Origin of the sequence: Thioalkalicoccus limnaeus, assembly GCF_041197575.1 — a bacterium.
GTDB lineage: Bacteria > Pseudomonadota > Gammaproteobacteria > Chromatiales > Chromatiaceae > Thioalkalicoccus > Thioalkalicoccus limnaeus.
Genome location: NZ_JBDKXB010000017.1, coordinates 13,888 through 26,167 on the forward strand (window position 1 = coordinate 13,888; position 12,280 = coordinate 26,167).

The window sequence follows — 12,280 nt, forward strand, 5'->3', positions numbered from 1 at the left end:
CACGAGTCGGCCCTCCGCCGCCATCGGTGCGGCCACGATGGGTGGTGCGCCCCGATCGGTATCGCCGGGTCGCGAGCAACGGCCAAGGTCTCGATCCTCGTCGTGGCGGCGGTCCTCAGATGCCCGGTGTCTTCAGTCGCACGCCGCGCCCGCCGCCATGGCTCGTTGCTCCATCGCCGATCAGTTCGACCCCTGCCTTCTCGAGGGCCGCGACGACCTTGACCAGCGACTCCACCTGGCCGCGGACCTGACCGTCACTGGCCTCCATCCGTTGGATGGTTGGCAAGGACAGACCCGCAAGCTCGGCGAGCTGCCGCTGGTCCATCGCCAGCAGCGCCCGTGCCGCGCGCATTTGGACTGCGTTGATCATGTCTGGGGCGTCAGTTGTCAAGTGTGAGGCTTTAATTTAGCCGATTGGTACGCCAGTGAGCAAGGTGCGCCAAGGACCCGCGAAAGGGGTACAGCGAACCGTCAAAAAGGTAGCCGGGCCGATTGCGCGCGAAGCGCAGCGCCGTTGGAAGAGGGTGAGCATGGCTTCGGCGGCCGATATAATTGCGGCTATCGTTCAAATGAGGAATCGGTATCCATGAGCAAGACGCGAATCGAACGCGACAGTATGGGCGAGCTGGAAGTCCCCGCCGATGCCCTGTGGGGCGCCCAGACGCAACGCGCGGTGAACAACTTTCCGGTCTCGGGCGTGCCCATGCCGGCGGATTTCATTCATGCTCTCGGTCGCGTCAAGGCCGCCTGCGCCCGGGCCAACCGCGAGCTCGGTCTGATGCAAGACGCCCATGCCGAAGTCATTGTCGAGGCCGCCGAGCGGGTCGCCGCCGGCGAGGTCGACGAGCACTTCCCGATCGATGTCTACCAGACCGGCTCGGGCACCAGTTCGAACATGAACGCCAACGAGGTCATCGCCCACCTCGCCGACCCCGCCGGCGACCGAGGCATTCACCCCAACGATCACGTCAACATGTCCCAGAGCTCCAACGACGTGATCCCGACCACGCTGCAGGTCTCGGCCTGCCTGGCTGTGTCGGAGAGGCTGTTGCCGGCCTTGGAACACTTGCAGCAGATCATCGAACGGCGCGCCGGCGAACTCGAGTCGGTGGCCAAGACCGGCCGCACCCACCTGATGGACGCGATGCCCGTCACCTTCGGCCAGGAGCTGGGTTGTTGGGCCTCCCAGGTGGCGTCCTGTCGGGCGCGGATCGATGCGGCCCTGGGGCGTTTGCGGCGCCTGCCGCAGGGCGGCACCGCGGTCGGCACCGGCATCAATGCCCCGTCCGACTTCGGCGACCGGTTCTGCGCGCATCTGTCCGCGGCCACGGGCTTCGGTTTCGAATCGGCGGCCAACAAGTTCGAGTCGATCGCGGCCCAGGACTCGGCGGTGGAGCTGTCGGGTCAGCTCAAGACCCTGGCGACCGTGGTCATGAAGATCGCCAACGATCTACGCTGGATGAATTCCGGGCCGTTGGCCGGCCTTGGAGAGATCGAGCTCAAGGCCCTGCAGCCGGGCAGCTCGATCATGCCGGGCAAGGTCAACCCGGTCATCCCCGAGGCCGCCTGCATGGCCTGCGCGCGGGTGATGGGCAACGACGTGACCATCACGGTCGCCGGCCAGTCCGGTACCTTCCAGCTCAACGTGATGCTGCCGGTGATCGCCGCCAGCCTGCTCGAATCGATCACCCTGATGACCAACATCGCGCGGCTGCTGGCCGATCAGGCGATCGCCGACTTCCGGGTGCGCGAGGACAACATCAAGCGAGCCCTGGACAAGAACCCGATCCTGGTCACCGCGTTGAATCGGGTGATCGGCTACGAGAAGGGTGCAGCGACCGCGAAGCAGGCCTATGCCGAGGGTCGACCGATCATCGAGGTGGCGATCGAAACCACCGGCATGAGTCGGGAGGAACTGGAGAAACTCCTCGATCCGCTGACGCTGACCCGCGGGGGTATCGCCTAGCGGCGTGATGGCCCGAATCTGGCCGCTGCGGAACTGGCTCGGCCTCGATTGCCGCTCGACCGGCGAGCGCGCGCCTGGTTTCTCGGCCGACGACGATGTTGGGGCGGTCGTCATGGCGCCTTGCCGGATGACGGGTGAGGCGTCGGCCGAGGGCCGCTTCAGACCAGTGGCTTCCCGGATCGAATGGCGCGTTCCGGCAGGTGCCGGGGATCGAGAAGGATGGCCAGCGATTCCGCGTCGTGCGCCCTGAGCCACGCGAGTGCGCGCACGCACCGGATGCGACATCGTGTCGCGACCAACGGTGGGAGCGGGTATAGCGCCGCCGCTGGCGCATGTTGGTGTCGGACCGGCTCATCGATCGCGAGCCAACGCTCGCGATGACCCTGTCGGACACACAGCCGGCGGGCTTGGCTGGGCGGGGCAATGGGTGACGCTGGCGCCAAATCGAGCAGCTCGGCGAGCGCTATCGCGGGTGGCGCGGTGCGTGCGTCGCGCAGCGCGACCACCAGGGATGCCTCGACGGCGCAGGTCAGGCCTCCGGCGTGAAAGAGAACCAGGTCCAGTCCCGCGCTGGTTGTCGGCGAGAGGGTCACGATGGGTCTCTGAGATAGTCGGTAAAGAGCCGATCGAGATCGAGCAGGATCACCGGTTGGTCGCGATAGTGGAAGACCCCGGTGGCCAGCCGCCGCAGCGACTCGGCAAGCGTCGTCGGCGGTGGTTGGATGCCTGTCGACGCGAGCTCGAGCACGTCGAGCACGCGATCGACATGCAGCCCGCTGCGCAGGCCGGCGCCCTGCCCGAGCAGAATCGCGGTCTTGCGGTCTGGTTCGGCGTGGCCCCTGTCCAGCAGGTCACCGAGACGGACCACCGAGACGATCTCCCCGCGCAGATGGAGGACACCCTCGAGCGAGGGTGGACAGCCCGGTATCGGGTAAATGCGGGCCCAAGGCAGGATCTCGAGGATGCTGGTTCCGGGGAAGGCAAAGAGGCTATCGCCCACCGCGAACAGGACCAGCTGCGTCGTCGGTGTCTCGACGTCGACGATAGCGGCATCGGCATCGGCATCCAACTCGGTTCGGTGGCGTCGGGCGAGGATCTCAGCGAGCTGGTCGGTGTCGGTCTGCGTCATGGGATATTGGGCGCCTCGGTCTCTCGGAGGACAGCGGCATCAGGGATCGGTCCGGCCTCGGCCCGAGCCAGCACGACCCGATTCCGACCACCATCTTTGGCCCGGTAGAGGGCCTGGTCGGCCGCCTCCGTCAGGGCCTCGGCCGTTGCGAAAGCCGGAAAGCCGGCGAGACCCGCGCTGAAGGTGCAGCTGAACTCGCGATCGTCCGATGTGAAGACGACCTCGGCGAAGCCTGCACGCAGGGTTTCGATGATGCGATGAGCCTCGTCGATGGCGGCATCGGCGAGGATGACGGCGAATTCCTCGCCGCCGTAGCGTCCGACGAGGTCGTTGTTGCGCAATCGCAGCTTCAGGGTTCGACTCAAAGCCATCAGCACCTGGTCTCCGGTCGCATGGCCGTAGGTGTCATTGACCTGTTTGAAGCGATCGATGTCGATCATGGCGAAACACAGCGGACGGTCGACGCGTTTCGCGGAGGCCACCGCGACTTCGAGAAACTGCAGGATGGTGTTGTGGTTGAACAGGCCGGTGAGGCTGTCGCGGACCATCAGCGCATGCAGCATGCGCATCCGCTCCGCCCGCAGGCGGACCTCGGTCACCAGGCGTTCGGCGGCGATGGGCTTGGTCAGGAAGCCATCGACTCCGACCTCCATGGCCTCGAACTGTCGGTCCATGTTCGTCTCCGACGAGACGTAGATGATCGGCAGGCTCGTATAATCCGGGATCTGGCGCAGTACCCTGGCCAGCTCGGGGCCCGAGCAGTCGGGCATGTAGAGATCCATCAGGACCAGATCGGCACTGAAGGTACCGAGCAGGCCGAGCACCTGGTCCGGCGCCGTCGCGACGCGGATGACCATCCCCGCGCTCTCGAGCACCATCGCATGGTATTCAGCGAGGTCGCGGTCGTCGTCGACGATCAGGACGTGAAACGGCTCGGTTGGTGTGCGATCGGTGATCAGATCCAGGATCTCGACGATCTCGACGGTCTTGATCGGTTTTGGGCAATACGCCGCCCCGGCGGCCCGCACCGCGCGCAGGCGTGCCGCGAAATCATCGCGGTTGGAGATGAAGACGCAGGGTGCCGCGAGCCCGGCGTCTTCACGCAACAGGTCCAGGGCCTCCGGGCCGGCGAACGGACCTTCCGGAAAGGTGACGTCCATGATGACGGCGGCCGGGGTTTGCGCCCGGATGGCCTCATGCAGCGCCGCCAGGGTCGGGAAGGGGCGTACCTGGTAGCCGAAGCAGGCCAGCTGTTGCGCCAGCTGCTGGATGAGATCCGGGTCGTCGTCGCAGAGGTAGATCAAACGTTCCCGACGATCGCCACCCCGGTCGGCGCCGGGTCGGCGGGCGGGGAGCGCGAAGCTCGGGCGATGTGGCGTATCGCTGGCGTCGGCGGGATCGAGATCCAACCGCGCGAGCGTATCGACCTGCTCGTGCAACCTCGTCAACAACGCCTCGGTCACCGCGAGGCGCCCGTCGAGGACCTGCGCCAGGGCCTGTTCGGCCGCCTTCGCCGGGGCCTCGATGCTGGTGAATCCAAACGAGGCCCCGGAGCCTTTGAGCGTGTGGAAGAGGCGGTGCAGTGTCTGCAAGGCGTCCCGATCTTCGGTCCCTGGCCCCAGCGTCGCGAGCAGCGCCCGAGCCTGGTGCAGCCGATCGGGTAGCTGGCTCAGAAAGGAACCGCGTAGGCGAGACTTGATCTGATCGAGCGATTCGGTGTCGCGGGCGGGTGTCATCGGTAGCCCTGGTTGTATCGGAAGGTGCGGGTCGCTGACGAATCCAGGCGGCGGGTGACCGCGCGCCGGTCCCGGTCAGCGCTGCACGGTCGAGCCTGAGGTGGCATCGAGTTCAGCGACGAGTCGCGGCAGGCTGGTCTCCAGCGATCCATCCTTCATCAAGCAGCCGCCCAGATCGGTCGTCTTCGCGGACAGTGTGGCCGGGTCGTCCCCGGTCAGCAGCACGAATGGCACCCCGATGCCGCGGTCACGCATCTCGCCGAGCAGTTCCAGGCCATTGAGCAACGGCATGTTCATGTCCGATACGACGAGGTCGAATCCTTCGGCTGCGGCCAGCATCTCCAAGGCCTCGAGCACGTTCTCCGCGCGCCGGCAGCGATGCTCGGACGCCTCGAGGATCGCAACGGCCATCTCGCCGGCGAGGGGGTCGTCGTCTACCACCAGGATACGCATGAGCTCACCAAGGTATCAATTGCTTCAGCCAAGCAGGTTGCGCAGGGTCTCGACCAGGCTCGATTGGTCGAAGGCCCCTTTGACGATGTAGGCGTCGGCGCCGACCTGAATGCCCCGCTGCTTGTCCTCTTCCTTCTGTCGCGAGGTGATGATGACGATCGGCGTCGCGCGATAGCGCTCATTCTCGCGCAGTTTGGCGGTCAATGTGAAACCGTCGAGGCCGGGCATCTCGACATCGGTCAGGATCGCGTCGAACTGCCCGCCTAGCGCCTTTTGCCAGCCTTCGAGCCCATCCTCGGCGAGTGTCACGCGGTAACCGTACGCCTCGAGGATCTCTTTCTCGATCTCGCGCGTGTTCAGCGAGTCATCGACGACCAGGATGCGCTGCCCGGCGGCCGGTGGCCTGGCCTCGCCTTGGCGCGAGGCACGCCGCGCGACGGCCTGATGGCGGGTTTGGCGGGCGATCTCGAGGAGCGCCGGGGCCTGCAGGACGGCGACGAGATCGTTGTCTCCGGTGACCACCATCCCACTGACCAGACCGCCGACCGGACCAAAGTCGCGCAGATGATCCGGGAGTGGTTTGACGATCATGTCCCGTTCATCGACGATCTGATCGACGACGAGGCCAAGCTTGGCCTGGCGCAGGCCGAGTACGACCACCAGGCTCCTGGTGCGAGACGCGGTGGCCCGGTCGGGACTGATCGGGGCGCTGGCCCCGGCGTCGCCGAGGAGGTCGCTCAGAGCCACCAGCGGTACGATTTCGTTGCGGAGCACGACGGCGGGGCGGTCGGCGACCTGGATCGTCTCGGCCTTGTCGATCAGGATCAGCTCGACGATGTGTTGGGCCGGCAAACCGAAGAGCTGATCCCCAGCCCGCAGCAGCAGGATCCTGATCAGCGCCAAGGACAGCGGTAGGCGCAGCGTCAGCTTGGTGCCGCGACCGGGGCGGCTCGCGACGGCCATGGCGCCTTGCAGCTCGTCGTGGATCGCGCGTTTGACGGCATCGAGACCAACCCCGCGGCCTGACAACTCGGTAATGATCGGGCTGGTCGTGAACCCCGGCAGGCACAGCAGGTCGGCGAGTTGGTCGTCGCTGATCTCGATGCTTCGATGTGGCTCGATCAGCCCCTGTTGCACGGCCTTCGCAACGATCCGGTCGCGGTCGAGGCCACGCCCGTCGTCGGCGATCTCGATCAGGACCCCGGCCCCCTCTTGACGCGCGATGAGGCGCAGGTGACCGATCGGCGGCTTGCCGGCGGCGACCCGTTCGTCGGGCGGCTCGATGCCATGGTCGATCGCATTTCGCAACAGATGGACGAGGGCGTCGCCAAGGCGATCGATGATGTACCGGTCGATCTCGATCTCGCCGCCTCGGACCTCGCAGTGGATCTCCCGACCGAGGGATCGGGCGAGTTCGCGAGCGACGCGCGCGCTCGGATCCAGGACCGTCGACAACGGCAGCATCCGCATCGTCAAGGCCCGCTGATTGAGCTCTCCGACGAGCCGTTCCTGCTCCTGCACCAGCTCTCGCAACGACAGCACGAACTGGTGCAAGGCCGCATTGGCGGCCGGACCGGGTCCCGTCCGGTCGAGAGGAGTCAGAAGCGGGCGGAGTCTGGCTTCCAGCGCGCGGGCCTCCAACAACCTGTGGCGTAACCGGGTCTGGCTCGAGATGACCTCGCCCAGCAGGTTGATCAGTTCATCGAGCTTCGCGACCCGTACCCGGACCTGATCGGACGCGCGCAGCGTAGCGGGGCCCGATGTCGCCTCGCCGCCATCGCCATCGCCATCGCCATCGGCAGCGGCTTCGGTCGTGGAGGCCGTCGTGGTGCCCGGATGCGCGTCGACAGCGATCTGCTTCGGCCCGGGCTCCGTCGCGCCGGTGCTCGCGGCGAGCAAATCCTCGTTCACGCTTGCATCGCACGGCTGGTCGTTGCCTTCGGTGGCCTCGATCCGATCGACGACCCGGCTCAGGTGGTCGACCGCCCGCATCAGCCGCTGGCCGAGCTCTGATGTGGTCGGGATGCGGCCATCGCGCACGGCTCCTAGCACGTCCTCGACCCGATTCGCGGTCTCGGCCAGGCCGGTCAGTTTCAGCATCCGGGCCGAGCCCTTGATCGTATGCGCCGAGCGGAACAGTGCATCGAGCTGTTCAGGGGGGAGTCGACCGGTCTCGATCAGGTCGGCGAGGCCGGCTTCGAGACGGCTCAGATGATCGCGCGCCTCGCCGACGAAACGTCCGATGAACTTTTTAAGATCAAGCGCCATGGTGGCCGTGTCGATTCGTCGCTGTCGCGAGCCGCGACAGCTGGGTCTCGCACAGGTGACGGATGTCCCGTGGCGACAGGATCAGGGGCAGCGGTCCGGTATAGGGTTCGGCGGAGGGATTCGTCGTGGCTAGGCGCAATGCGATACCGAACTCGCGTCGAGCCTGATCGACCCGGCCGGCGTCACGGTGGATCTCGGCCAACTGGTAATGGGTCCGCCAGTGGTCGGGCCGAGTGTAGAGCGCTCGACGCAGCCGTTCGGTCGCGCTGTCGTCGTCTCCGCGCGAGCGGTCGATCCGGGCCAGGATCAGCAAGGCGTCGGTGCACCAGGGGTCGTCGGCCAAGGCCTGTTCGGCAGCCGTCGCCGCGCGTGCTCGATCACCGCGTTCGACGAGGATGTGGGAGAGCAGCGTGAGGTGCTCGGCCATTGCCTCTGGGCCTTCGCAGAGCGGTGTCAAGCGCGCGAGGGCCTCGTCGAGGCATTCGGCGCGGACCAGCGCGACGACCTCCTGGTAGCGATCATCGGTCGTCGCGGTAGCCGCTCGGGCCGCGGCGGCAATCGCTCGTGTCCGGAGGATCGCCGTTTGGCTACGAGATGTTTCGGGTGGCCGCACCAGTGTGGCGCTAGGGCGACCGATGGCCGGGAGTCGGCGTCGATCGGGACCGGGACGGACCATCGGTGCCGGCGGGCGCGGTGGCAGCGAGGCGACACCGGGGTCGTGGCCCGCCCAGGTTCGATCGCGAAAAAAGAAGATCCCCTCCTGCTCGCACAGTTCGAAGAGCCCCAGGTCATTGGCGAGCGTCTCGGCTGCGCCGACGATCAGGTGCCCCCCAGGCCGGAGCCGTTGGGCCAGGTGCCGCAGCGCACGTTCCCGGGTCCGGCGGTCGAAGTAGAGGGAGACGTTGCGGAAGAAGATCAGGTCCTGACCCGGGTCGCCCCTCGGCAGGGTCGGCGACAAGACGTTGAAGGGGGTGAACCGGACTTGTTCACGGATCACCTCGGCGATTTGCCAGTGTCGATCATCGATGGGCAGGAAGTAACGGTCGCGCAGTGGCACCGGGAGCGCGCGAAAGGCGAAGGGTCCATATCGGCCGGCTCGAGCGCGCGCCAACGCGGCCTGATCGAGATCGCCGGCGTGAATCTCGAACAGGCGGCCCGCGCGCTCACCGAACTGCTCGCGGAGCGCGATCGCGATCGAATAGGGTTCTTCGCCGGTCGAGCAGCCGACCGACAGGACGCGGATCCGTTCGCCAGCGGGCAAACGGGCAAGGCGAGGCGGAAGCAGGATCTGGGTCGACAACCGCAGATGTTGTGGTTCGCGGTAGAAATAGGTCTCGTGGATCGCGAGCCGTCGAATCACCGCCTGCCAGGCCTGGTCGAGGGTATCCCGGCGCGCGAGCTCGCCGACGATATCCGCCGCGTCCATGTGCTCGAGGCCGGCCAGGCACAGTTCATTGGCGAGCAGGTCGTCGAGCGGGAGTCCGATCCGTTCCCGGATGAGCTCGGGGAGTTCGTTCGGGGTCATGACGCGATCATCGGTCCGTGTATCGGATGCGGCGCACCGGTCAGTCGACACAGGGCCGCAGCGATCTCGGCCAGCGGCAAGACCCAGCGGATGGCGCCGGCACGGATGGCTTCCTGATTCATGCCAAAGACGACCGACGAGGCCTCATCCTGGGCAATGGTCATGCCGCCGCCCCGATGAATCGCCAGCAATCCGTCGACCCCGTCGCGCCCCATCCCGGTCAGGATCACGCCCACGGCCCGCGCGCCGGCATATCGGGCGACCGAGGTCAGCAGCGTATCGCAACTGGGCCGGTAGATGTTCTCGTCGCGTCGGGGGACCAGGGTCAACCGACCGCTAGCGCCGACCAGCAGATGCGTTCTCGAATCGGCGAGGTAGACACGTCCCGCGGCCAGGGGGTCGCCATCGCGCGCCAAGCTGATGGACAGCGGGCTGATGGTGTCGAGCCATGCGGCCATGCCGGCGGCGAAGCCGTCGGCGATATGCTGGGCGATCAGCACCGGGGCGGGGAAATCGGCCGGTAATGACGGCAGAAGCTGGCCCAACGCTTGTGGACCGCCCGTCGACGCGGCGATCGCGACGACGCGATAGGGTGCTAGGCCTGACCGTTGGACGGCGGCGGACGATGTGTCCGGGGTGGTCGGGATCTCCGGCCGGTCTGGTCGACTCGACCAGCGGATGTGGCGAATCACGGGCACGCGCGCGAGCATCTCGAGGCGCGCGGCGAACGCTGGGCCCTCGTCGAGCGCTGGCTTGCCGGCCACCTCGAGCGCACCGCGAGCGACGGCAGCGACCGCCATCGAGGCGTCGGCAAGGTCCGACAGCACGAGGATCGGCGTCGCGCGAACGGCCATGATCTCGGCAATCGCGTCCATGCCGTTCATCACTGGCATGTTGATATCCATCGTCACGATGTCGGGTTTCAGCGCCAGCACCTGCGCGACCGCCTCGCGACCGTGCTTGGCCTCGCCACACAGGATCAAGCCGGGCGCGGCGGCGATCAATGCCCCGATCAGGCCGCGCGCCGACGCGCTGTCATCGACGACCAGTACACGAATAGGTCCGTTCATTGGTCGACGTGGCGAATATCGGGCGGCCAGACGCCAGTGTCAGATCCGGGTCGGCTTCTTGCTGTCAGGTGACGGTTCCGCCCGGGCCAGCGTGAAGGTGGCGACTTGTTTTCTCAGTAGCGCCGAGGATCGGGTCATCTGCTGTGTCACCTGCGCGATGCGTTGCACCGTTTGGGCGGTATCGGCGCTCGCGGCGACGATCTCCCGCAAGGCAATGACCACCTGGTTGCTGGCCGTCCGCTGCTGCTGGGTCGACAGGTTGATCTGCTGCGCCGAGCGACTGCTCTCACTGGCCGCCTCGACGAGGGTCTCGAGAAAGCTCGCGGTCTGCGCCGTCTCTTCCATGCCCTGTTCGATGCCCACCGCGCCCTTCTCGGATGTGATCACCAGCCGGTTGATCGCCTCCTGGATCTCCGCGACCTTCGTCTCGATCTCGTTCGTCGATTCGCTCACCGAATCGGCGAGGCGGCGGATCTCCGCCGCGACCACGCCGAAACGCCGTCCGGCCTCGCCGGCCGAAGAGGCCTCGAGCGCCGCGTTGAAGGCGATCAGCTTGGTCTGGTCGGCGACCGTGTCGATGATCACCATGATCCGCGAGATCTCCTTGGATTTGCGCCCCAGATCGATGATCTCACGCAGCGAATCTTGATTGCGGTCGTGGATCTCGGTCATGCGGGTCGTGAGACGTTGCATCGCTTCGGCCCCTTGCAGGCTGTCGTCGTACGTGCGTTTCGCGATCTCGACGACGGTGCCCGAGTATTCGGCGATCTGGATCGAGGAGGCCGACAACTCTTCCATGGTCGAAGTGATCTCGGCGACGGAGGCCGACATCTCGCTCGAGTTGGCCGCCTGGCCATCGACCGAATGGGCGATCTCCTCGGCGGCCACGTGGACCTCGCGGGCGTTTGCATCGACCTCGGCAACGAGGTCATGGAGGTGCTCACGCATCTGTTCGATCGAGACGGCAAGGCTCGCTAGTTCGTCACGGCCAGCGATCGGGATCGCGCCGGCGAGATTGCCGGCGGCGACCTGGCGAACGCCATCGCCGAGCCGCGCGATGCGGCGGGTCAGCGCACGCGCCATGAACCAGGACACGGCGAGACCGAGCAGCACCGCGAGCAGACCGACGAGCCAAGAGGTACGCGTCGCGCGGGCGAGGTTCGCTAGGTGGTCGCGCCGGTCCATCGCAACCTCGATGACGCCGAGTGGGCGACCCGAGTAGTCGAGGACCGCCTCGGCGTAAACCGCGAAGGGCACCCCATCGAGCATGAGGCGTGTCGTCCTGGGCTGCCCCGAGAAGGCGGCCTCCAGGTCTGCGGCGCCGGACAACGGCTGTTCGCCGTAAGTACCGGCGAAGGTCTCGATACGGTCATTGCGAAACAGATGCAAGCCGGCATCGACTCCGTAGTCCCGCTTGAAGGCATCGAAAAAGCTTTGACCGAAGGACAGGCCGAACTCGACGGAGCCGATGTGCTGGCCTTCGTCGAACACCGGGACCATTCCCCGGGCGCCGAGGTCGCCGACGCCGATTTCGAGACCGCGATGCGGCGCCAGCTCGGTGTTGGTTGCGACCACCGTATGCCGGAAAGCCGCCAGGTCATCGCCGTGCTTGTCGGGCAAATGCAGGCGCAGGAACGAGCGGGCTGGCGGATGATGGAACTGAAACTGGACCACCGCGTGGTTCGCCTCCAGGACGCGGTAGGCTGGCAGCAATTGGTCGCGTAGCCAGGCGCGATCGCCGGCCGCGAAGCGAGTCTGGACCTCGGGCATGTTGGCGACCAGCGCGCTGAGCGCCTGTGCCGTCTCGGTTTCCGCCGCGATATTGACTTGAATCGTGTTGGCGATACGCCGGAGCTCGGCTTCTTCGCCGGCCTCGATCACGGACTCGAGATTCCGCAGGTTGATCAGCGTCAGCGTCACCATCGCCACCAGGATGGCGAACCCCATGCCGATCAGGATGTTGGCCCAGAGACGCAGCTTGCTGAACATGGAGGAAGGCCCTGTGAGTTATCCTTCGGGGGCGACAAGCGGATCGGCCACCAGCGGGTCTCGGCATTCGCACGCCCCGAGCCCGAGGTTGGCGCAACAGGATGGCCGGCATCGAATAGCGATCGAATACCACGCCCTTTGTAG

At 66.5% G+C, this 12,280-nt stretch carries 10 protein-coding genes; 1 reads left to right on the forward strand and 9 read right to left on the reverse strand.

The genetic code is table 11. The annotated features are described in order from the left end of the window. Positions 1–115: 115 nt before the first annotated feature. Complete coding sequence (locus ABC977_RS12390; protein ID WP_369667576.1) at positions 116–370, reverse strand: helix-turn-helix domain-containing protein; 255 nt, start codon at positions 368–370, stop codon at positions 116–118. 216 nt (positions 371–586) lie between these two features. On the opposite strand from ABC977_RS12390, the gene ABC977_RS12395 reads away from it, so the two are divergent. After that, complete coding sequence (locus tag ABC977_RS12395) at positions 587–1,966, forward strand: class II fumarate hydratase (RefSeq protein WP_369667577.1); 1,380 nt, start codon at positions 587–589, stop codon at positions 1,964–1,966. A gap of 158 nt (positions 1,967–2,124) precedes the next feature. Here the strand turns inward: ABC977_RS12395 and ABC977_RS12400 are convergent, their stop codons facing one another. The 8 genes from ABC977_RS12400 to ABC977_RS12435 form a co-directional block, all read right to left on the reverse strand. Beyond that, positions 2,125–2,559: a hypothetical protein gene (locus ABC977_RS12400; RefSeq protein WP_369667578.1), complete on the reverse strand. Its 435-nt coding sequence runs from the start codon at positions 2,557–2,559 to the stop codon at positions 2,125–2,127. Beyond that, complete coding sequence (locus ABC977_RS12405) at positions 2,556–3,095, reverse strand: chemotaxis protein CheW (RefSeq protein ID WP_369667579.1); 540 nt, start codon at positions 3,093–3,095, stop codon at positions 2,556–2,558. The genes ABC977_RS12400 and ABC977_RS12405 overlap by 4 nt, the downstream gene beginning before the upstream one ends. Continuing rightward, complete coding sequence (locus ABC977_RS12410; RefSeq protein ID WP_369667580.1) at positions 3,092–4,831, reverse strand: diguanylate cyclase; 1,740 nt, start codon at positions 4,829–4,831, stop codon at positions 3,092–3,094. Before ABC977_RS12410 ends, ABC977_RS12405 begins: the two co-directional genes overlap by 4 nt. Before the next feature lie 75 nt (positions 4,832–4,906). After that, on the reverse strand, positions 4,907–5,284 hold the full coding sequence (locus ABC977_RS12415; RefSeq protein ID WP_369667581.1) for a response regulator: 378 nt from the start codon (positions 5,282–5,284) through the stop codon (positions 4,907–4,909). Between the two features lie 24 nt (positions 5,285–5,308). After that, positions 5,309–7,552, reverse strand: coding sequence for a hybrid sensor histidine kinase/response regulator (locus ABC977_RS12420; protein WP_369667582.1), 2,244 nt, complete (start codon positions 7,550–7,552; stop codon positions 5,309–5,311). Further along, entirely contained in the window at positions 7,542–9,077 is a 1,536-nt protein-coding gene (locus tag ABC977_RS12425; protein WP_369667583.1) for a CheR family methyltransferase, read from the reverse strand. Before ABC977_RS12425 ends, ABC977_RS12420 begins: the two co-directional genes overlap by 11 nt. After that, positions 9,074–10,147 carry a chemotaxis-specific protein-glutamate methyltransferase CheB gene (cheB, locus tag ABC977_RS12430; protein ID WP_369667584.1) on the reverse strand — a complete coding sequence of 358 codons (1,074 nt, stop codon included), beginning with the start codon at positions 10,145–10,147 and terminating at the stop codon, positions 9,074–9,076. The genes ABC977_RS12425 and cheB overlap by 4 nt, the downstream gene beginning before the upstream one ends. 39 nt (positions 10,148–10,186) lie before the next feature. Further along, positions 10,187–12,136: a methyl-accepting chemotaxis protein gene (locus ABC977_RS12435; protein ID WP_369667585.1), complete on the reverse strand. Its 1,950-nt coding sequence runs from the start codon at positions 12,134–12,136 to the stop codon at positions 10,187–10,189. Positions 12,137–12,280 lie beyond the last annotated feature (144 nt).

Coding starts and splice junctions, on each gene's coding strand:
- ABC977_RS12415 (WP_369667581.1), bottom strand. CDS start 5,284: ATGCGTATCCTGGTGGTAGACGACGACCCCCTCGCCGGCGAGATGGCC.
- ABC977_RS12410 (WP_369667580.1), bottom strand. CDS start 4,831: ATGACACCCGCCCGCGACACCGAATCGCTCGATCAGATCAAGTCTCGC.
- ABC977_RS12420 (WP_369667582.1), bottom strand. CDS start 7,552: ATGGCGCTTGATCTTAAAAAGTTCATCGGACGTTTCGTCGGCGAGGCG.
- ABC977_RS12405 (WP_369667579.1), bottom strand. CDS start 3,095: ATGACGCAGACCGACACCGACCAGCTCGCTGAGATCCTCGCCCGACGC.
- ABC977_RS12425 (WP_369667583.1), bottom strand. CDS start 9,077: ATGACCCCGAACGAACTCCCCGAGCTCATCCGGGAACGGATCGGACTC.
- ABC977_RS12390 (WP_369667576.1), bottom strand. CDS start 370: ATGATCAACGCAGTCCAAATGCGCGCGGCACGGGCGCTGCTGGCGATG.
- cheB (WP_369667584.1), bottom strand. CDS start 10,147: ATGAACGGACCTATTCGTGTACTGGTCGTCGATGACAGCGCGTCGGCG.
- ABC977_RS12395 (WP_369667577.1), top strand. CDS start 587: ATGAGCAAGACGCGAATCGAACGCGACAGTATGGGCGAGCTGGAAGTC.
- ABC977_RS12435 (WP_369667585.1), bottom strand. CDS start 12,136: ATGTTCAGCAAGCTGCGTCTCTGGGCCAACATCCTGATCGGCATGGGG.